The sequence below is a fragment of the Candidatus Endolissoclinum faulkneri L2 genome (genome assembly GCF_000319385.1).
Taxonomy (GTDB): Bacteria; Pseudomonadota; Alphaproteobacteria; order Thalassobaculales; family Thalassobaculaceae; genus Thalassobaculum; species Thalassobaculum faulkneri.
Genome location: NC_019566.1, coordinates 594,535 through 616,209, shown reverse-complemented (window position 1 = coordinate 616,209; position 21,675 = coordinate 594,535). Strand labels below are relative to the sequence as shown.

At 34.1% G+C, this 21,675-nt stretch carries 14 protein-coding genes; 12 read left to right on the top strand and 2 right to left on the bottom strand.

Annotated elements, in window-relative coordinates:
* The first annotated feature begins 485 nt into the window (after positions 1-485).
* The 5 genes from rnpA to A1OE_RS01880 all read left to right on the top strand — a co-directional run bounded on the left by rnpA (position 486) and on the right by A1OE_RS01880 (position 6,337).
* Entirely contained in the window at positions 486-815 is a 330-nt protein-coding gene (gene rnpA / locus A1OE_RS01900; RefSeq protein WP_237737664.1) for a ribonuclease P protein component, read from the top strand.
* Between the two features lie 194 nt (positions 816-1,009).
* A complete protein-coding gene (yidC, locus tag A1OE_RS01895) occupies positions 1,010-2,719 on the top strand; it encodes a membrane protein insertase YidC (protein ID WP_015088353.1) in 1,710 nt (569 codons plus the stop codon).
* Positions 2,720-3,744: 1,025 nt separating this feature from the next.
* Entirely contained in the window at positions 3,745-4,275 is a 531-nt protein-coding gene (petA, locus tag A1OE_RS01890) for a ubiquinol-cytochrome c reductase iron-sulfur subunit (RefSeq protein WP_015088350.1), read from the top strand.
* 21 nt (positions 4,276-4,296) lie between these two features.
* A complete protein-coding gene (locus A1OE_RS01885) occupies positions 4,297-5,571 on the top strand; it encodes a cytochrome b (RefSeq protein ID WP_015088349.1) in 1,275 nt (424 codons plus the stop codon).
* A complete protein-coding gene (locus A1OE_RS01880; protein WP_015088348.1) occupies positions 5,528-6,337 on the top strand; it encodes a cytochrome c1 in 810 nt (269 codons plus the stop codon). Before A1OE_RS01885 ends, A1OE_RS01880 begins: the two co-directional genes overlap by 44 nt.
* Before the next feature lie 682 nt (positions 6,338-7,019).
* Here the strand turns inward: A1OE_RS01880 and A1OE_RS01875 are convergent.
* Complete coding sequence (locus A1OE_RS01875) at positions 7,020-7,664, bottom strand: DNA-3-methyladenine glycosylase I (RefSeq protein WP_015088347.1); 645 nt, start codon at positions 7,662-7,664, stop codon at positions 7,020-7,022.
* Positions 7,665-8,462: 798 nt separating this feature from the next.
* On the bottom strand, positions 8,463-9,029 hold the full coding sequence (locus A1OE_RS01870; RefSeq protein ID WP_015088345.1) for a DUF1013 domain-containing protein: 567 nt from the start codon (positions 9,027-9,029) through the stop codon (positions 8,463-8,465).
* Between the two features lie 2,343 nt (positions 9,030-11,372).
* Between A1OE_RS01870 and A1OE_RS01865 the strand changes: the two genes are divergently transcribed.
* The 7 genes from A1OE_RS01865 (at position 11,373) to A1OE_RS01835 (ending at position 21,663) form a co-directional block, all read left to right on the top strand.
* The gene (locus tag A1OE_RS01865; protein WP_015088343.1) at positions 11,373-12,359 is read left to right on the top strand and encodes an acyltransferase domain-containing protein; all 987 of its coding nucleotides are present in this window, start codon (positions 11,373-11,375) and stop codon (positions 12,357-12,359) included.
* Positions 12,356-13,231 (top strand): ACP S-malonyltransferase, encoded by an 876-nt coding sequence (gene fabD, locus A1OE_RS01860; RefSeq protein WP_015088342.1) that lies wholly within the window; start codon positions 12,356-12,358, stop codon positions 13,229-13,231. Before A1OE_RS01865 ends, fabD begins: the two co-directional genes overlap by 4 nt.
* Positions 13,232-14,775: 1,544 nt before the next feature.
* Positions 14,776-15,723 carry a calcium/sodium antiporter gene (locus A1OE_RS01855; protein WP_015088338.1) on the top strand — a complete coding sequence of 316 codons (948 nt, stop codon included), beginning with the start codon at positions 14,776-14,778 and terminating at the stop codon, positions 15,721-15,723.
* Positions 15,724-15,753: 30 nt separating this feature from the next.
* The gene (locus A1OE_RS01850; RefSeq protein ID WP_015088337.1) at positions 15,754-16,506 is read left to right on the top strand and encodes an SDR family oxidoreductase; all 753 of its coding nucleotides are present in this window, start codon (positions 15,754-15,756) and stop codon (positions 16,504-16,506) included.
* Positions 16,507-16,741: 235 nt separating this feature from the next.
* Positions 16,742-18,709: an excinuclease ABC subunit UvrC gene (gene uvrC, locus A1OE_RS01845; protein WP_015088336.1), complete on the top strand. Its 1,968-nt coding sequence runs from the start codon at positions 16,742-16,744 to the stop codon at positions 18,707-18,709.
* Between the two features lie 1,289 nt (positions 18,710-19,998).
* Positions 19,999-21,138, top strand: coding sequence for a Re/Si-specific NAD(P)(+) transhydrogenase subunit alpha (locus tag A1OE_RS01840; protein WP_015088335.1), 1,140 nt, complete (start codon positions 19,999-20,001; stop codon positions 21,136-21,138).
* Positions 21,139-21,216: 78 nt separating this feature from the next.
* Complete coding sequence (locus A1OE_RS01835) at positions 21,217-21,663, top strand: NAD(P) transhydrogenase subunit alpha part 2 (RefSeq protein ID WP_015088334.1); 447 nt, start codon at positions 21,217-21,219, stop codon at positions 21,661-21,663.
* The last annotated feature ends 12 nt before the right edge of the window (positions 21,664-21,675 follow it).

The following is a 21,675-nucleotide window of genomic DNA, read 5'->3' as shown; positions in this document are numbered from 1 at the left end:
ACATAAAAATATGCAATTTTATTCTTCAATAGATCAAACATAAAAGCTATAGCTTAACAGCTAACATAACTTAAAAGCTAAAAGCAATATTTATTATTGATAACTATTAGTTAGTACGATTGACATAGCTTAAAGTATTTATTTTTTTTTTTTTTTGAGGTTTTGGCTTTGTTTAGAACTATCGTCACAAATATTATCGATTTATCTTTAAATAAAACTTAAAAAATTAGCGAAGAATTAACGTTAAGCTAATTTGTGTCTTTAACGTATTAACTTAAAAAAAAAATAAAATCTCTAAGATTTATCGCTTGTAAAATACGCTTGTGATGTGTGATAATTTTAATTGCTAATCTAAATAGCTTGTTTTAAAATTAAAAAACTGCAATAATTGCGACTATGGTAAGTAAGGTTACAAATGCTTCTTATACTCCAGCTAATCAGCTAGTGATAGCATGAGATTTTCGTGTTTAATTAATCTGAAAAAATTGCCGAAACGCTCTGATTTTCTTGCTGTTGCGCGTGCTTATAAAGTTGTAGCGGTTGGCTTAGTGCTACAAATGAGAATACGTAAAGGAGCTTGGGCTTCATCTCGTGTAGGGTACACAGCTAGTTGTAAAGTTGGTCATGCAGTAAAGCGCAATCGCTCGCGCCGTCTTCTCAGGGCAATAGTTAACGATGTGCTTGCCCGTCGCGCGCAACCAGGATGCGACTATGTCCTAATAGCTCGTGCTGCAACTGCAGAACGTTCATACAGTAATCTGCTTAATGACCTAGAAAATGCTCTAGATCGAATGGAAAAAATAGCGATGAAATGAGGAAGGAACAGTATATTCCTAAATTAATTGCATATGGAAATGTAATGATTTAACGAAACGAGGAACTTTACTCTCTCAATTGCACGAGGAACATTGTTTAGTAGATCTAACCACTAGACGTTGATAGTCATCAATCTTCACAGCATGATTACCTGCATTTTCATGCGATACAGACAGCTTTATAGAAGCGTTCAATGAACGACCAAAAGAGAATAATGATTGCGATCGCCCTTTCTTTGGCGATCTTATTTGGTTTTCAGTTGCTTGTTGCACATTTCTGGCCGTCCGCGATCACCCCTCAGCAGCAATCAATTAAAGATAGTTTAGGTAATGCTTCGGATTATAAGGCCGAGAGTATAAATCCGTCATTTGGCCAAGCAGTCAATTCATTTGATAACAGGGCGGTGGCATTGGCTACCACTAAACGGATTAAGATTAATACTCCGACTATTAAAGGTTCAATTTCTTTGATAGGTGCTCGTATTGACGATATAGTTCTGGATGATTACCATGTTACGCTTGATCCAGCTAGCGGCCCTATTCATTTATTAGAACCTACAAACTATGTGCGACCTTATTATGCTGAGTTTGGGTGGGTATCCAAAACAATCAATGATATAGATCTGCCTAACTCAAAAACCAAGTGGGAGTCTAGCGCAGCAGAACTAACCCCAAACTCATCAGTTACTTTAACCTGGAAAAGTCAACATTGCCTTACATTCAAACGCACAATAGAAGTCGATGACAATTACATGTTCAATATAACTGATAGCGTAAGTAACGAAGGAAACATAACTCGAGAGCTTTTTCCTTATGCTTTAATAAGTCGCAGTAGTTTACCAAAGAACACAGGATTTTACATTCTTCACGAAGGTCCGCTCGGAGTATTCGATGATACCCTGATGGAAATTGATTATAATGATCTTCATGAGCAAGATGACAAGGAAGTGCATTCTAAGAGCGGCTGGATAGGTTTTACTGATAAATATTGGCTGGTAGCCTTAATTTCAGATCAAAGTACTGAATTGAATTACAAGTTTCGCCACTCCATAATAAATCATAACGAACGGTTTCAAGTGGATTATATGGGAACTGCCAAAAGATTACGTATTGGTGATAAAATCACCAATAAACTACACTTATTTGCCGGAGCCAAGAGGCTTGATTTGCTAGATAAATACGAAGAGCAAATAGGCGTACCTAAATTTGACTTGGCCATAGATTTTGGTTGGTTCTATTTCCTAACCAAGCCTTTCTTTATCTTGTTAACCTGGTTTCATAGCATTCTAGGCAATTTTGGACTGGCCATCCTTGCTCTAACAGTTTGCATAAAATTGCTGTTCTTTCCGCTGGCTAACAAATCTTACCGATCAATGGCTAAATTGAAGGAATTAGCTCCAAGAATACAAGAAATGAGGAAGAAACATGGGGCAAATCTTCAGCTTATAAATAAAGATATTATGGAGATGTATAAATTAGAGAAAGTTAATCCCGCAGCGGGCTGCTTGCCGATAATTGTACAAATTCCAGTATTTTTCTCATTATATAAAGTTTTATTTGTTAATATTGAGATGCGCCATGCGCCATTTTTTGGTTGGATCCATGACCTATCAGCTCCCGACCCAACTACGATATTTAATATATTTGGCTTGCTTCCATGGAGTCCGCCATCCATTCTTATGATAGGAGTTTGGCCTTTGCTAATGGGTGTAACCATGTTTCTACAACAGCAAATGAATCCTCGGCCAAATGATCCAGTGCAAGCAAAAATTTTTATGTTTCTTCCGCTAATTTTTACTTTTTTATTATCAAATTTTGCTGCTGGGCTAGTTATTTACTGGACTTGGAATAACTTATTGTCGATTATACAGCAGCGGGTAATAATGCGTCGCATATCAGTATAAATACACTACACTACACTACACTACATTTGAATATGGTAAGCACTCTAGTCCACGATTCCAATCCCGAGACGTACACCTAGCGTTGGAATTACAATCGCGTCGAATAAATGTGAGTATTGTTAGCTTTTTAAAGTACTTAACTTCTTTCAAGTACGATTATGCTGCAAAACTCTCCTGATCCACTTAAAGTGTTGTACTTTATGATAAAACTTTTGTTTGAAGATTTGAGTAAAGCATGCCTATTTTCTAATAGGCTTGAGTATAACAAATACAATTTTTAATGAAAATGCCTTGATAAGACATCATAAAGCTTAATGTGACTTTCCACAATATCAAATTGTGCTTTAACTAAAGCGATAGTCAACTTTATACTACATAAATAACGCTTATTGATTTGATATTTTATTATATTTACTATATTATTAACTAATAATGAATAATTATTCACATACTTCTAAAGTAGATATCAATAACATCTTCAAAAAGAAGAACCCGTAATGTACTTTGAATCCAATTATAAACGCTCATTACTGAATATTTTAATTTAACCAACTAAATTAATTGTATTGCAGAAACAGTGTACTTTAATTTTACTAAATGAGTACAGTATTATTTTTTATGAAAACATAACAATATTTAAAACAGTTTCTTTATAAAACATTTTTCTTTCTAGAATATTGTAGAAATTAACTTTTGTTTACATTCAATTCATTTCGTCCTGCTTAGCGTACACGGCACTTTATTAGATCGTTAACCTACAATCCTTTATTGCCTTAAAAAAACAAACAAATTTTCTCGTTTAGATTTGCTCAAAATCTAAATAATATCCCTTGACATGTGATAAAAACATCGTACAATAGCTGTAAATTGGTTTACAATAATATATTATGCTATAAATTTTAGGACTTTAGTTAATTTTGCAACGTTTGAATATTTAGCACATTTCCACAACTGCTTGCATATAATTCTATTGATCAAAGATTTTTAATTAGCTGTTTTTTTTCTTTTACAGATTGTTGTGCGCTATGAGCCTAACTAACAAGAATACTTCTCGTCGTGAATTTTTAATAACAACTACAAATATTTTTGCTGCAGTGGGAGCGGCTTGTTTTGCTTGGCCGTTTATTGATCAAATGAATCCATCTGCCGACATGCTAGCTTTAGCAAAAGTTGACTTTGATTTGTCAAAGATTGCAGAAGGTCAATCTATGACAGTAATTTGGAGAGGCAAACCAATTTTTGTACGGCATCGAACAGCACAAGAAATTGAAAAAGCTAATTTAGTAAAGTTGACCGAATTGCCAGATCCTGAAGATGATTCTACTCGAGCACAGAAGCCTGAGTATTTAATTGTTGTGGGTATATGCACACATCTTGGTTGTGTGCCTCTTGGCCAAAACCCAAATGAACCAAAAGGTGAATATGAAGGTTGGTTTTGCCCTTGCCACGGATCACAATACGATACTTCTGGACGCATTCGTAAAGGACCAGCACCAACCAACCTACCAGTGCCAAAATATCAGTATATTTCCGATACTGTAGTACGTATCGGTTAGGTTAGGTAGCATATTAAAGCAATGGCTTATAATTTTTCTAATTCATTAGTAAAATGGATTGATCATCGTTTACCAGTTTTTAGTTATTTACGCCACGCAGCATATGATTATCCAACGCCAAAAAATCTGAATTATTGGTGGAATTTTGGTTCCTTGGCTGGAATATCGTTAGTAATTATGATTGTTAGCGGTATAGCTTTAGCGATGAGCTATACACCACATGTGGATCATGCCTTTGATAGTGTTGAACGCATAATGCGTGATGTCAATTACGGCTGGCTGATACGCTATATTCATATGAACGGGGCAAGTTTCTTTTTTATAGTAGTTTATATACATATTTTTCGTGGACTTTATTTTGGATCATACAAAGCACCACGCGAACTGCTTTGGATTATTGGTGTATTTATTTTATTGCTTATGATGGCAACCGCTTTCATGGGTTATGTTTTACCCTGGGGACAAATGAGTTTTTGGGGAGCAACCGTTATTACTAATTTATTCTCTGCTATTCCAATTATCGGCGAATCGCTTGTTAATTGGCTATGGGGTGGATTTTCTATCGATAATCCGACGCTTAACCGGTTTTTTGTTTTACACTACTTATTCCCATTTATTATCGTAAGCATTGTGTTGCTACACATTATAGCTTTGCACCGCTTTGGCTCAAATAACCCGCTTGGAATTGAGATAAAATATCCGAATGAAACTATACCATTTCATCCATACTACACTATTAAGGATGCATATGGTATGGGTATATTCCTAATCTTGTTCGCAGGAGTTGTGTTTTTTGCACCAAATTTTTTTGGTGAACCTGATAATTATATTCCTTCAAACCCATTGTCTACGCCAGCACATATAGTGCCTGAGTGGTATTTCCTTCCATTTTATGCGATCCTCCGTTCTATACCAGACAAACTCGCTGGTGTGCTTAGTATGTTTAGCTCTATTTTTGTTCTTTTCCTATTACCTTGGCTAGATCGTTCTCCAGTACGTAGCGGTCAATTTCGTGGGGTATTCAAAATATTTTTTTGGATTTTGCTGATAGATGTAATATCCTTAGGTTATCTTGGTGGTAAGCCTGCTACAGGAATGTATGTTATTTTTTCTCGTCTTGCTACTGCTTATTATTTTGCTTACTTTTTGCTCGTTTTACCGATCATAAATAAATTTGATTCATCTGAATTACTTCCTAACTCAATCAGCGCGCAGATAGCAGGATTAGAAGTAGAATCATCTAAAGCTTTCAATGATAGTGCGTATAAGGAGCAATCTGATCACATCTCAACTTAAAATCACCATTGCAGCTAGCGCATCTTTTTTTATATTGATCGTCGTTTTATCTACAGCTGTAAAAGCTACTGTTAGTGAAGATATAGGTATACCAGCTCATTCTTGGTCACATACTGGACCTTTTGGTAGATTTAATAAGGCTGCTTTGCGTCGGGGTTTTCATGTATTTCGCAATGTCTGTTCTACTTGCCATGGTATCCAGCGTGTAGCTTACCGTAATCTTACATACCTTGGCTATAGCGAGGATGAGATTAAATCAATCGCATCTGAAGTTAAAGTGCTATATAATAAGGACGGAGGAGCCGGGTTATATGAGCGACCTGGATTACCGTCTGATAAATTTACCTCGCCTTTTCCTAATGAGCAAGCAGCTCGTGATGCTAATGGAGGTTCTTTACCACCAGATCTTTCTTTGATTACTAAAGCTAGACCAAATGGTTTAGATTATGTTAGGGCCATCCTTCTTGGCTACGAACCAACCCCTAGTAAATTTCATTTAATGTCTGGTTTAAACTATAACGCCTACTTTCCTGGTCACCAAATCGCTATGCCACAGCCACTTTATGGAGATGATGTTACTTTTGAAGACGGCACAGCAACCTCACTTGAGCAAGAAGCTGAAGATGTTGTTACTTTTCTCGCCTGGACTGCTATGCCGGAAATGGAAGAGCGGAAACGTATGGGCATAATAACTATGATTTTTCTTGTAATTTTTACATTGTTAATGTATGCCTGTAAGAGGGCAATCTGGAAGGATCTAGAATAATTCTTTTATAAAAGAATTAGTTTTATATTTTTGATGAATTAATAAGTAAAAATTTAGGCTATTGCCCTCTATTATTCATTATGATGATAGATAATTGTGTTTTACACTTGCCAGTTGCTTATAATATCGTTTTTAACTAAAATTATTATATTTCATTACGTCAAATCTTTATTGTAACTTTCATCTATAATTGCTAGTGCAGTTATGCTGCATTACAACAAAAAGCAAAAGTGCATCTTTAGTAATAACTAATTAATAATCTATGATCACTGTTAATTAAACAAGAAATTATTATTCCAGATTATAAATTGCCCATTACCTATAGAACTATCCATATTATATATGGATATTGGTTTTTTATTTAGTATGCTACGTTAAGAAAGACAAAAAGAGATTTATTTAAATAACTGGATCATTTAAATAAGATTATACAATCAAGAAAAATGATATTACATTAATGTATATAATGTTTATCACTAAAATTAATTTTTGATAAACAAACACCTATCTTAAAGATAGTATCTAGCGCGATAATAAAATACCATATCTATCAGATTTATCTTAAATTAACACATCGCTGACCTGATCTGAAATTATAAAACTAACAATGAGAAAATTCTACTTGCTTCTAATCTATTTTTATAAAAAATAATGAGCAAATAACATTTTATCCTATAATAATTTATTCCATAGGTTTACACGCTAAAGGTACTCTAAATAGAGCTTTCTCTTGCTGACAAACAGTCCAGAATGCGCATTTTTTCAAGTGATCATTAATGATACCTACTGATTGCATGAAAGAATATACGGTCCTTGGGCCAAGAAATTTCCATCCGCGTTTTTTTAACGCTTGTGATAAGGATATAGATGCTTTCCACCTATTATCAGGTTTATTAAAGATTAGCATTTCATCCTCATCCAATTGCTTTTGCTCTAGATTTCTATTCGGCTCGAAACTCCATACAAAAGCAGCAAGTGAACCAGCTTCTTCCACAAGTTGTACAGCACGCTGAGCATTGTTAATAGTAGAGCGAATTTTGCCCTGATGTCTTATGATTTTCTTATCGTTTAAGATCTTCTTTACTTCCGCATCGCCAAATTTTGCTACATTATAAAAATCAAAACCAGCAAAACTTAAACGCAAGGCATCGCGTTTCCGCAAGACAGTCAACCAAGATAATCCTGATTGAAAACTCTCTAAGCATATGGCTTCAAAAAGCAGATTGTCTGCGAATACTGGACGACCCCACTCATTGTTATGATAAGTTACGTAATCATAAGGCATACCAAGTAAAGAACAGCATGAAGTTATACCATCAATCATCATTATTTAACTCTATTTAAGTAAGCAAATATCAACTAAGCTGTAATATTTAATAACTATAAACTATCACAGTAGATATGATACTGTGCTCTTCATATTTTACAAAATTCTCCATATTATAATGCATACTAATAATTTTTATTGGATAAAGTTACATTGAAATAACTAATAATTTTGGCTTATGTTTAGCGTAATTTTACATGATATGCTTTAATTAATTCTATAGTATAAAAAAATATTTGTCATTTACTACTTTTTTCATAAACAATCTCTCAATCTAGCAAAAAACTTATTAACAACGTTTTATAAAAAATTGGCAACTATTTTTTATAAAACGGCAGCTAATTACTATATTTCGTAAAAATGTCTAATCAACTAGCAGCAAAAAATTTTAGCGTTCTTAAAATAAAAATTTCCATATATGGCTATAAAATAAGATATATGCATCATTAGCTAAACTAATTCTTTCTCCGTACTAAAGAAAATATAGCTTAATAATCAAAATTTGTCAATCAGCAGATTCATTCCCTGTACAGACTTAATTTAAATATTTTTCAGTAATTTTACTTTTAAAAAATCTTACAAATATTAGTCAGCAAGTACTTAATATTAAGCATAGTTAATTCGTCAATAATTCACAATAGCAGCATAAAGCAACTACAGTCCAAAACAAAATTTTTGCATCCCAAAAAATCACGTATAAGATCAAAAAAAAAATAACACAATCAAACAACTACAAAATAACTGAAGTTGTTAATTTTGCCTTAAATTCATCAAATTTTATAACAGCTACTTTATTACTTAAGGCAATTCACTAATAGATTCAAGCTGCTGTTCTGGTGGAATCTTAGTGCCACCAGCTTTTTCAAAAGCAGCGTCAAGATCACGCTGAGTACAAAGACCTAAAAACACAGGGTGACGAGCTTGAATATTATGAGCATTCCAATGAGTACGATCACGCACTTTATTAATTGTATCCTTTGTGGTCCCAACTAGCTTAGCAATCTGCGCATCCTTTAGATGTTCCCCATGCTTCAGAAGCCAAGCAATGGCATCCGGCTTATCACCCCGCTTAGCGCGTGGTACATATTTTGGTCGGTGAATAGGATCAAAAGACTTAGCTAAGCCAGATCGGCTGGGCGCCAATCTAGTCTTTGGATCCTTTTCGCAGCGTTCAATTTCTACGCGCGTGAGTTGACCATTCAAAACTGGATCAAAACCATTAATCCCAATACCCACTTCTCCATCAGCAATCGCTTGAACCTCCAGTCTATGTAGTTCGCAAAAGGTAGCAATTTGCTCAAAAGTAAGCACAGTGTTGTCAATCAGCCAGACAGCGGTAGCCTTAGGCATCAGTGGCTGAATCATTAATACTTTCTCCCTACTCTCTTGGGTTTCTTTTCCATTTGAGCTGGCTGCAGTAAAGTAGTCTGTTGCAGTTTGCTGTGCAATATATAGCTTGATATTTTAGATAAAAGTAGATTTGTTAAAAGTGCATGTCTTTTATATCTATTCAAGCACGGTATATACCGTCGTACTTACAGATAATAAAATCAAGATTAAATCGTTAAAAGTATTACTCATACTATATAATGCTAAAAATATTTAAATTTTAGAACAGCATAGCTAAATAATACCTCTTCTTGGCATTTATCTAAAATAAAAATAGCGTAAAACATAATTGATTAAATATGTTTTACGCTATTTTAGCCTAGTATTAGGAATACATTAATTCAATTAAAGAAAGTCAAACACTTATTATCAAATATCTAGATTAGAAATGTACTATTAAGTATTCTTAGTAGAAAGGAATAAAAGTAATAAATTATTTTGGAAAAATTTTGTAAATTCACAAAACTGTTGAAATAGTAATTATAAAATATTATACAATAATAAGTAAGATTATTTTATTATGTTAACGAAATAATTATCCACAAAGATTTTATCGTGCAGGATTTATATAATTTATAATTATTAATTAATCTATGATTTTTTTTAAAATTGTAAATTAACTATAGATATTAATCGGAAAAATTCCTTTAAATTTAATCACTTGTTTCTTGAAATAATTTCCTTTGATTTGGAAATAATCAACTCTAATTTTCATAAAATAGAGGATAAGATATTAAAAAATCATTGAAAAGTTTAGGTGTAGGAAGATAATTTAGAAAGAATTCTTAGTAATAACTGAATAACAAGACAATATTCGTTAATATTTTCGGATTAAGGAATGTTTATGCTCTTGTATTTTATCGACTTAAAGGTATTTACTAGATATGTTAGAGCACTAAAGCTTAACACTTGATCATATGGTAACTCTTGTACAGATAGCATCGTGCTGAATTTTGGGTTTGTATAAAAAATTTGTATATTTTTGGCGTGTATACTTCTTCCTTATACCTCAAGCAAAATGAATCACTGATTAAATTACATCTTTAAACTAAAAAGTAGCTTGGTGCAGATAATCTTAACTCACAGTTTATTTAAACACTAATCGTTTAATATTTGACATTATAATTATGGATCAGAATTGTAATAGTTTAACAATCTAAGGATTTAAAATATCTAAAGCGTCGAATAAGAGAAAAGACGTAATTACTAGACAAAAAATCAGCGTAATCGATAATTGATTGAATTAGAAAGATTTAATGCAATTTTATTATTATTGCATTAAGAGGCAATTATAGAAGAGAAATCAACTTCTAGCATAAATTAATTTTCCGGCACTAAATTAGTGACTCAATAATTATAAAAACAAAGTGGCTGATAATTAAATTATATACCAAAATTAATGATTACTTTTATCTAGAACAACAATAATCTGTTTACATACTGCGATCATCATTCGCTACTTAGCTCAACAACAATATTCAAACAAGCCTAGCTTATTCAAATATAATCTAGGCTTGTTATCAATTTAGCTAATGACAAAGAAATTAAGATGGTAACAAACAATATTAAACATAAATTTGCTGCTAATCCTACTGCTATGCTGTGTATTTGCTAAAAGTGCGTAAAGTACTCATAATGCTTTTCAAAAAAATACTTATTGAATAAGCCTACAAGTTAGAAGTTAATTTTAATTATCATCGATACAATGAATTTTCTATTAGCATTCAATTGGAACCAAGACCATTATATACTTTTGAAGTATGGAATACTAATATTTGATGCTTGATATTGTTAATAATGAAAATTTGATTCTACAATTCTTCAATTTTCTAAATTATAGTTATAAAATACCAACTTTCTCTCTTTACTGCAGCTTAGGCAACAAAATCATATTGATTGGAATACTATCTTGCAATAAACCTTAAGGTTTATTGCAAGATAGTATTGTATTTGCGAGGCAACCCCTCAGCTTCTATCTGGCATATCAGAAAACTTAGCTTGTAGATAAAGAATAGCTATAACTAAGATATGATTGACGTGCTTAAATAAATAGCTCTCACATCGCCAAGAATATACAATAAATGAATTTTATTTGGATAATAAATTAAACTTAATACATAATGGTATTATTAAACTAACGTCTTCCTAAATTTAGCGTGAATAGGCAGTTTTCTATTGAGTTGTGTTAAGGAGTACTTAAATCGAAAAATCAATGCTAAGCCAGCAAAAAATTTTAGCTTACATTTAAAATACTATGAGTACTAAGATATTGCAAAGTTTAATTTTTAGTACTCTGCCTAGTCGTACTGGAGAAGGACCATGAGCAGCAAAGAAATCATTTTCATGTATTCCGGACAGGGTGCGCAATATTACCAAATGAGTCGAGAGCTATGGGAACATGATCCAATATATCGTGCCGCACTTAAACGTTATAGCAGCTTAGTAGGAATGATTAATGGACGCGAACTGACAGAAATTATATTTTCTCGGCCGCTTTCTGAGAGCATGTATTTTGACAACTTGATAGAAACCCATCCTTTGATTGTCGCAGTTTCTCTGGCACTAACCGATACTTTGGCAGCACGAGGCATCTTTCCTAATAGAGTACTAGGTTATAGTTTAGGTGAAACCATTAGTGCGGTGGTCTCAGGTGCTTTGACTCCTGAAGAAGCTATGTGGGCAGTACAGACCCAAGCAGCAGTATTTGAGAAGTTGGTTAATCCAGGATGCTTAGTTGCTGTACTTTCGTTGACTGAAATGGTAACAGAAGCAATGCCATTATATCTACGCAAGCGAGTACATTTAGCAGCGGTAAACGCACCTGCTCATTACGTTTACGGTATGGCCAAAACTGACTGCAGTGCATTTATACAAGCACTCAACTCTCATGGTCTTAGCCATGCTGTACTACCAATTCGCTTTGCCTTTCATACGCCATTAATAGATAGTGCCCAAGAAAGTTTTTCCGAGATAACGGAACAACTTTCTTTTTCTTCACCAAACATTCCCGTGCATTCATGCGCCTTAAGCAGCGAAATTCATGAATTCAAACCTTATCATTTCTGGCAAGTAGCTCGTAACGTAGTGCGGTTTTACGATACCATTGTTCCATTGGCCGATAATTATACCACGCGATTTGTGGATGTAGGGCCATCAGGCACATTGGCTGGCTTTCTTAGGATCTCAAATCGCCATACCGACTCTTCAGAGCAGAGCAAAAAAGTAGCTCGGCCAGCGATTATTATTATGAATCAGTTCGGACATGACATTCGTACTTTTAACCAAGCAGTAGAGAGGCTAGTATGACTAAAATTTTTGTCTTTCCTGGACAAGGTTCCCAAGCAAAAGGGATGGGAAAAAATTTATTTGATCGCTATCCGGATCTTGTAGCGGAAGCGAATGATATTCTTGGATATTCCATCAAAACTCTTTGCCTAGAAAACCCAAATGGTGATTTAATACGTACTCAATTTACTCAACCAGCGCTTTTTATTGTTAATGCACTATCATATTTAGCTCGACTTGAAGAGTTAGGAGAAAAGCCTGCATTTGTTACTGGCCATAGTCTTGGAGAGTACAATGCGCTATTTGTTGCTGAAGTATTTTCCTTTGCAGATGGAATACGTTTGGTACAGCGTCGCGGTAAGTTGATGAGTGAAGTTTCAGATGGTGCTATGATAGCAGTTATCGGATTAAACATTGAAGCAATCCACGACATTCTAGCAGAGAATGAGAATAAAGAAATAGATGTAGCTAATCACAATGCGCCTAAACAAATAGTGTTGGCCGGACCAACCGAAGATTTAAAAGCCATTGCCTTGACTTGCGAAAAAAGGAGTAATGTAAGAGTAGTGTCGCTAAACGTTGGCGCAGCTTTCCATTCGCGTTACATGCAACCTATTAAAAATGCTTTTGGTGCCTTTATTGCTGGTTTTTCCTTTAAAGCACCCATGTTACCGGTAATTGCTAACTTAACCGCATTACCTTATCGTGATGATGAAATTTCTCATAATTTAGTGCAGCAAATCGATCACACAGTACGCTGGGTTGAAAGCATTCAGTACCTGATGCAAGAAACCAATGCAAATTTCGAGGAAATTGGTTATGGTAATATTTTAAGCAAGTTAATTAATGAGATTAGTATGGTTACCTTGCCAAACAAGGCCGTAGGAAGATAGTAAAACATTGTTTTACTATCTCTTAAATTACTTGCTTAGGGCTTATCTGTAGAAATTTGCTTTTTCTATTTTAGCTTAAATAATTACGATGTTGTGTGGTTTATTATGGTATAATTATTTAGTCAATCCATACTTAAAATGGATAATGTATCTTTCGATACTAAACGCTAATGAATTTAGATTGCCTGAGTAACAAAGTTAAGCAGGCAATCATTATTACTGAATATTATAAGTTTAATAATATTAAATTAAATGATTAGTTTTATTTTGTAACAAATTTACAAAATAAAACTAACTAAAAGCTTTTTGTAGCCATTTAATAAAGTTAATATAGTATATTGATATACAGTATATTTTATTTATGAAGCGTTTAGAATTGTAATTCTATTATTTAATACTTCTATTTATGCAAATGGTTATTTCTATTAGGTGAAAACTTTAGAGGTGAAATGAGATAATAATTGCTTGCCTGCCAATACAAAGGAGAACAATAAATTATTAGTTTCCTTCCTATTTATACGTCATTCGGAATAATAAAAACAAGTACTAAACTCTATCTATATAGAATGTTAGTTTAAGAGTAAAAAAATTTTTAATACAATTCACAGATAAAGAGTAGTAATTATATAAAGAATATCAATTCATTAGATTAAAACAGATTTGCTTATTAAGCAGAATACAGGGAGAATATCGACAATGTACCGTTAAAGATAAGATCAAAAAATTAGATCATACTGCCAATCGTTATAAAACATTCAAGTATAATGAATAAAAAGCTTGTTTTCTTTTAAATTGATATGTTTTTTGGAATACACAAAGTAACATGTACTAAATTGCTTAATTACCGAAAAGGACTGATATTCTTTTATTGATTGAATCATGCTAAATTTCTATACATTATAGTTAAGAGTGAATAACTTGAAATGTTTTAGAGAAAAATTACTAAGTAAAATTATATTTAGTTGTATCTGTTCTCAGCATAAGTAGTGACTTTACTCACAACAACATTAAAATTAAAAAAGACAAAAAGCAATGTATTGTGGTGAAAATCGATAAATCATAAATAATTTTTACAAAAATCGCGTAAATATTCCAATACTGGAATAGCAATCAAACATAATGAAAAGCTAAATTCCTATAGTCAACGCTTTTGATATCTTAAACCTTAATGAATATCAATTGATACATGTAAACTTTTGGATAATAAAAATAACAACCTGAAACTGTATAACAGCTAGCATAAATCTGCCTGATCATCTATTATAGATATGCAATTTATGATTGCCTTGTCAATTATCGATCTATCTTATAAAATCGAAAATTCAATCATGCCCAATAATCCTAATAAATAACGATTTACATTTATCTAGTATATTGCTCAATAAACTATTTATAATAGCCTTTTAGGACAAACTATTTATTAATGGTTTTATAAAATACTAATTAACAATACCATTCATATATTTGGCTGAACTACGATTAATAGCATAAATGTTCTCAAATACCTTCAGTACGTGACTAGCTATTAAGTCTGAGAGAAAGATATGATATCGTTAGGCTTTATCTTCGTAGGGCTAGTCTTGCTTCTCGTTGGCGCAGAAATAATGATCAAGGGCGCAGTTGCATTTGCTCAACGGATAAACATTAGCTCTCATATAGTAGGCCTTACCGTAATTGGCTTCGGTACTTCAACACCTGAATTATTTGTCAGTTTCAAGGCAGCAATAAACTGTTTACCTGGAATCGCTATTGGTAATGTAATCGGATCTAATATCGCTAACATTTTGCTGCTGATTGGAATTGTTGGCATGATCTCTCCATTCCTCTGTAACAGCGTCAACATCCGACGAGATGGAATAATTCTAATAATTGGAACTATGATTTTTGTTGGCATAAGCATAAACAACAGCATCATTGAGCGTTGGCATGGTGCGATTATGGTTACAATACTCCTCGTTTATCTATTCTACTGCTATCGAGAAGAACAACGACAGAATAATGATTTAAGTACCGAGAAAGTTGAAAAAAGTGACTTCTTAATAACAAAAGGATGGTGTATCTTTTTGTACATGTCAGGAGGTTTAATTGCTGTGCTTGCTGGAGCTCGTTTTTTACTAGATGGAGCGGTGAGCATAGCAAATCATATCGGTATTTCAGAAACAGTTATTGGAATTACTATCGTTGCCGTAGGTACTTCACTGCCTGAGCTTGCCACTACAATCGTTGCTGCATTACACCGACACAACAACTTGGCGCTGGGTAATATAATAGGATCCAATATTTTTAACACGATGGGTATTATAGGAATAACTGCCTTAGTCAACCCTTTGCCTGTACCCCAAGACGTAACAATACTAAATTTATGGTTTATGTTGAGTGTTACTATCCTGTTTATCGCAATGGCCATTGTTTTACCAAAGTTTAATAGAACTTGGGCCATGGTATTTTTAACGACTTACGTAATTTTTATTATTTATCAATTTTTCATTTGACCATTTAATTTTTTCTAACTGAGTTTTTTTATGGCAAACTACATCGATCAGTTACTTCCCAAAACGGCGCTCGTGACTGGTTCATCTCGTCGTGTAGGAAAAGCTATTGCTATGGCTTTGGCCTCCAAAGGATGGAATATCGCTGTCCATTATGATAATTCAGCTGATGAAGCAGAAGCTACAGTGCGCAATTTACGTAATTTGGGAGTAAACGCCGAACCTATCCGTGCTAATCTCGCTGATACATCTCAATTGAAAGCCCTCATTCTCCAGTGCGAAATTGCTCTCGGTCCTATTGGATTATTAGTTAATAATGCTTCTATCTTCGAACAAGATAGTCTAGTAACCGTTACTCGAGCCTCTTGGGATCGACACATGATTCCAAACCTATGGGCACCTATATTTCTTATGCAAGATTTTGCTACCCGCTTACCCAAAAAAAACGAAGGAGTCATAATAAACATTATTGATCAAAAAGTATGGAATTTAAACGATAAATTTTTGTCTTATACGCTGTCTAAGGTTGGCTTATGGGCTGCAACTCGTATCCTCGCCTTAGAGCTTGCGCCACGAATTCGGGTAAACGGAATCGGCCCAGGTCCCATCTTACCGAATATTCACCAAGATAAAGAAGAGTTTGATCGTCAATCTCAAGCAACACCACTTCAACACAATCCTACCCCAGATGAAGTGGCTGACGCAGTAATTTTTCTAGTTAGCGCACATTCAGTAACAGGCCAGATGATCGCAGTAGATAGCGGTCAGCACCTTGTATGCTATTAGCAGGATTAAGTTTGTTGAAACACCAAAGAGCTATAAAGTACAATCATGCAAAAACAGAAAATATTAAAATTTATGTAGTCTATTAGCTTTTAATTTATTTTTTATCTTAAATTTAACTTAACTATAAATGTCTCACTTTTAGTGTAATTATGAGATTTTCTTTTAAAATTTCATAGGGTATTATTATCCTAATAATTTTAGAAAATAAATGACATAAAATTTCGTTAAACGAATAATGAATAGGTTATTAAAAAATAATAAGTACAGTAGATTTTGCTTACAAAATAAGCATACTAGGGATAGTGGCACGCGTGTTGCTGATATTAAACGCGGTGTAGATGTGATCAAAGCCCAAGTACATACTTTACCAAATGCTCCCGGGGTATATCGCATGTTAGATGCAGATGGTAACGTACTCTACGTTGGTAAAGCTTGCAACTTAAAAAAGAGGGTAATGTACTATACCAAACCAGCCAAGTTAGAATACCGAATCTTCTGTATGGTAAGCGAAACTGCATCTATGGAAATCATACGTACTCATACGGACATAGAAGCCCTTTTGCTTGAAAATAACATAATTAAGCATTTGCAACCACGCTTTAACATATTACTCCGCGACGATAAATCTTTCCCATACATTTTACTTACTAAAAACCACCAGTATCCACATATAATGAAACATCGCGGAATACAGCGAATAAAAGGATATTATTTTGGCCCATTCGCATCAGCTAGCTCAGTCACTAGTACTATAACTGCTCTACAGCGTGCATTTTTATTACGCAACTGCAACGATACCATGTTCAGCAATCGTCAACGGCCGTGTATACAATATCAAATCAAACGCTGCTCAGCCCCCTGCGTCGGCTATGTGAACGAGGAGCAATATGCCAAACAAGTAGAAGATGTGAAAAGATTCTTAACTGGCCAAAGCAACCAGATACAGCAAGAATTTGCTAATAAAATGCAGAAAGCAGCCGAAGCTTTGGACTTCGAAACCGCAGCCATATACCGCAACCGCATACGCGCAATGACAATTATCCAGGCTGATCAACAGATCAACCTAAAAGAATCGGAGAATGCAGACGTAATCGCTATGTACGGAGAAAACGGACTAACTTGTATTCAGGTCTTTTTCTTCCGATCTGGCAATAATTTTGGTAACCGAGCTTATTTTCTTGACCATGATAAGCAGGCTAGATCAGAAGACTTGCTAGCAGCATTTATTGGCCAATTCTATGACAACAAGGTTCCTCCACAGTTAGTGCTCACCAGTCATAATGTTTCCGGAAGCGAATTGATAGCTGAAGACCTTTCCAGAAGAGCTAAACGTAAAGTTGAACTATTGCACCCACAGCGTAGTAAGCGTCGTAAATTAATAGACTATGCTCTAACTAACGCTCATCAAGCCTTTGCTCGCCGAATTGTTGAAAGTGAAAATCAATGTAAATTACTAGAAGGAGTTGCTATCGCCTTCGGCATTAATACTACGCTCAAACGCATTGAAGTATACGATAACTCTCATATACAAGGATGTAACGCAGTCGGTGCTATGATAGTAGCAGGGCCAAATGGATTAATTAAAAATGCCTATCGTAAGTTTAACATAAGCAATATTAGCAAAAAAAAAGCTACTGAAGATGAAGGAAATTACAAAGTGCCAGCTGGCGATGATTATGCAATGCTCCGACAAGTATTAACAAGAAGGTTTAGTCAAGTTGCGAAAGAAAATCAAGGTTGCATATCAGAAGGTTGGCCAGATTTAATATTAATCGATGGCGGCCAGGGTCAATTAAATGTAGCTTGCGAAGTATTACACAAGCTTATGATCAACAATATTGCAGTAGTAGCTCTCGCTAAGGGTCAAGATCGTAATGCTGGTCGAGAGCGCTTTTTTCTACCTGGTCGCAAACCATTTATCATGAAAGCATCCGAACCAGTGCTGCACTTCTTACAGAGGTTACGTGATGAGGCCCACCGTTTTGCTATAGCTAACCATAGGGTGCAACGCATTAAACGCATTAACACCAATCGGTTGGATGAAATTATGGGTATTGGAAAAAATCGCAAAAAGGCTCTTATTCACCATTTTGGTTCAGTTCGAGATGTTCACCGGGCAAGCTTTAACGATCTAAAAGCAGTAAAAGGTATCAGTGCAACGTTAGCAAAAAAAGTTTATAGTTATTTTCACAATGATGAATGAAAAATCATTTAAATTTATTAGAAAATTTCCGACATTTACTGATACAAATTTATTAAGTGTCGAACTTTTAACTTAATTGACAGCAGATAATCTATAAAACTTGATTTAGCGTGTAACTATAGTAAATTTAACAAGACAATAAATATTTAATATTCATATTTTGATTCGAAATAAATTTGCTATTATGGGGATTAAATGTTTGGTGCAGGCAGTAAGTTAAAATATTGAGATATGATTATTCGTTAGTATTTTAATTATACACATAGATACTATAATGTAGTACTGACAAAAATTCATAATATCTTCCAGAGAAGACTAATCTATTTATCAAATAAATTAATGAAAAAAATGCTGAGATGATTTTATCAAATTTCTCGCTTAACTAGCAAATCAAACCTATATGCTATGGTCAATTAATACGCAAAAACTGTGACCTAAGGGAAAGTTAATGAAAAAATTACGATTTTTGTATTAAAATTAAAACTATTAATTAGCATGATAAACCAAAATAGGATACGATTTATGATATTTTTATCTACAGAACAAATTTATAATTTAAGAATTTTCTACGGTTATCTTTCTTCATGTCGACAAGTATCTGTGTAATATAATGGATTACGTACTGAATAACGATAATATATTTTTTATATTAAACAGTAATATTTTAAATTAGTTGTATTTTTATAGCATGTTGCTTGCCTTATTAAGAAACTAAGGAATTTCACGTTAGTTGTATTCATAAAAATAAACTATTTATGCTGCAATCGCACTTGCTATAATGCTCTATAAGTCATTTGGACTTTAAAAAAGTAAATAGCGTTATTAACTTTGCCATAACATTGAATACTTAAGAACTAGAAAGTCATTGTAGGATCATTCTATACACTGAGATTTTACATGAAATGAAGCTTTATTATTATCGATTCTTATTCGAGTAGAATAAAATTTTCTAAAATTATTCTAACTAAATGTCAAACATAGAACAATTTACACTTAAATTTACTGTAAGCAAAAAAAACATTTGCCTTTAAGAAATCTTGATCTAGCCATTAAATCAAATGCTTTTGTTAACAACAGCAACAAGATGGATAATGTATTTTCGAGTTAATCCCTAATTAATTTTATAGCTAATTGGATTTTCAAAAAGATCTATAATTCGGTGAATAATTATAAACTTTTAATTTTATTATCTTATTAAGGGTATCATCAGATTGTGTTATTGGTTTGCATACCATGTGCACTCAATGGCATAATTGATTGGTATAAAGTAATTTAATCGAGGTCTTAAGATGAAAATTGGTATCGTCAAGGAACGTCGAGATGGCGAAAAACGTGTCGCAGTATCTACAGAAACGGTGCGTAAATACATCAACCTCGGTGCAAACGTAGCAATTGAGTGCGATGCGGGATTATCAGCTGGAATAACCAATGAAGCGTATACTATTGCTGGAGCAAATATCGTCAACAACGCAAGAGAAGCGATTGGCGATGCTGATATAGTACTGAAGGTTAGAAAACCTACATTTGAAGAGATTACACTTTTTAAACATGGTGCATTGCTGATTTCCTTAATGGAGCCTTACAAGGATAAAGACATAATAAACACCCTTGCTAAACAAGGTGTGCGCACCTTTGCTCTAGAATTAGTTCCTAGAATTACCCGTGCTCAGTCGATGGACGTACTATCCTCCCAGTCTAATTTAGTCGGCTACAAATCCGTACTTGACGCTGCCAACTTATTTGGTCGTTCTTTTCCAATGATGACAACGGCCGCCGGCACTATCCCACCAGCTCGTGTTTTAGTAATAGGTGCCGGCGTTGCTGGTTTGCAAGCAATCGCTACCGCTCGTCGGCTGGGTGCTATAGTATCTGCTATGGACGTTCGGGTAGATACAAAAGAGCAAATTGAAAGCCTAGGAGCAACTTTCTTAGGTGTCAAAAGTATGGATTATAAACAATCTAAGATAGATGACGGTTATGCTAATGAGATGAGTGATGAGTATAAAAATAAACAATTTGCTCTGATTGGAGAAACAATAGTTAATCAGGATATTGTGATCACTACGGCTTTAATACCCGGCAAATCAGCCCCAGTCTTGATTACTGAGAGTATGGTAAAATCAATGAAACCAGGATCAATTATAGTCGATATAGCAGTTGAGCAAGGCGGTAACTGCCGATTATCCAAGATAGGAGCAGTAGTAAAAGCCTATGGAATCACTATAGTTGGGTACAATGACGCTCCAAGCCGCATAGCAATTGACGCCAGTGCACTTTACGCTAGAAATCTACTAAATTTTCTGACACTTATCATCGATAAAGATAGCCAAAATATTAACATAAACGAAAATGATGAGATAATTAAGTCATCCAGCATAATTAACAACGGTATGATTACTAACGAGTTAGTTTTATCTATAAATGAATAAAAATGAACGATAATCATTACCTAAGAAAAACTTATAAAATCAAACGTGCTAACATCTTTTTTTAGCTGCAGATAGGTCATGTTAATGTCAAATATTTCTTTTGCGGATAAACTAAATAACCTTGCAGAGGAGGCCAGTAATCTTGCTTTGAAGGCCGCTAATTTATCTGCCCAGGCTAACACAGCTACGATAGACTATTATAGCCAAGCAAAATCGATGCCAATCTTGCATGATAGTGGATTTAACCCGACGGTAGTTGGGCTAACAATATTTGCACTAGCTTGTTTTGTCGGCTATTATGTTGTTTGGCGTGTGACTCCAGCTCTGCATTCACCGCTAATGGCTATCACTAATGCCATCTCGTCCGTAATTATCGTTGGAGCTCTGATTGCAGCAAGTCCTAATAGTATGAATTTTTCTTCAATCATTGGCTTTTTTGCTGTGATCTTAGCAAGTGTGAACATCGCTGGTGGTTTTTTAGTAACTGAGCGTATGCTTACCATGTTCAATAAAAATTTAAAGTGAGAGAAGGACTCA

Coding starts and splice junctions, on each gene's coding strand:
- yidC (WP_015088353.1), top strand. CDS start 1,010: ATGAACGACCAAAAGAGAATAATGATTGCGATCGCCCTTTCTTTGGCG.
- petA (WP_015088350.1), top strand. CDS start 3,745: ATGAGCCTAACTAACAAGAATACTTCTCGTCGTGAATTTTTAATAACA.
- A1OE_RS01885 (WP_015088349.1), top strand. CDS start 4,297: ATGGCTTATAATTTTTCTAATTCATTAGTAAAATGGATTGATCATCGT.
- A1OE_RS01880 (WP_015088348.1), top strand. CDS start 5,528: ATGATAGTGCGTATAAGGAGCAATCTGATCACATCTCAACTTAAAATC.
- A1OE_RS01875 (WP_015088347.1), bottom strand. CDS start 7,664: ATGATGATTGATGGTATAACTTCATGCTGTTCTTTACTTGGTATGCCT.
- A1OE_RS01870 (WP_015088345.1), bottom strand. CDS start 9,029: ATGATTCAGCCACTGATGCCTAAGGCTACCGCTGTCTGGCTGATTGAC.
- A1OE_RS01865 (WP_015088343.1), top strand. CDS start 11,373: ATGAGCAGCAAAGAAATCATTTTCATGTATTCCGGACAGGGTGCGCAA.
- fabD (WP_015088342.1), top strand. CDS start 12,356: ATGACTAAAATTTTTGTCTTTCCTGGACAAGGTTCCCAAGCAAAAGGG.
- A1OE_RS01855 (WP_015088338.1), top strand. CDS start 14,776: ATGATATCGTTAGGCTTTATCTTCGTAGGGCTAGTCTTGCTTCTCGTT.
- A1OE_RS01850 (WP_015088337.1), top strand. CDS start 15,754: ATGGCAAACTACATCGATCAGTTACTTCCCAAAACGGCGCTCGTGACT.
- uvrC (WP_015088336.1), top strand. CDS start 16,742: ATGAATAGGTTATTAAAAAATAATAAGTACAGTAGATTTTGCTTACAA.
- A1OE_RS01840 (WP_015088335.1), top strand. CDS start 19,999: ATGAAAATTGGTATCGTCAAGGAACGTCGAGATGGCGAAAAACGTGTC.
- A1OE_RS01835 (WP_015088334.1), top strand. CDS start 21,217: ATGTTAATGTCAAATATTTCTTTTGCGGATAAACTAAATAACCTTGCA.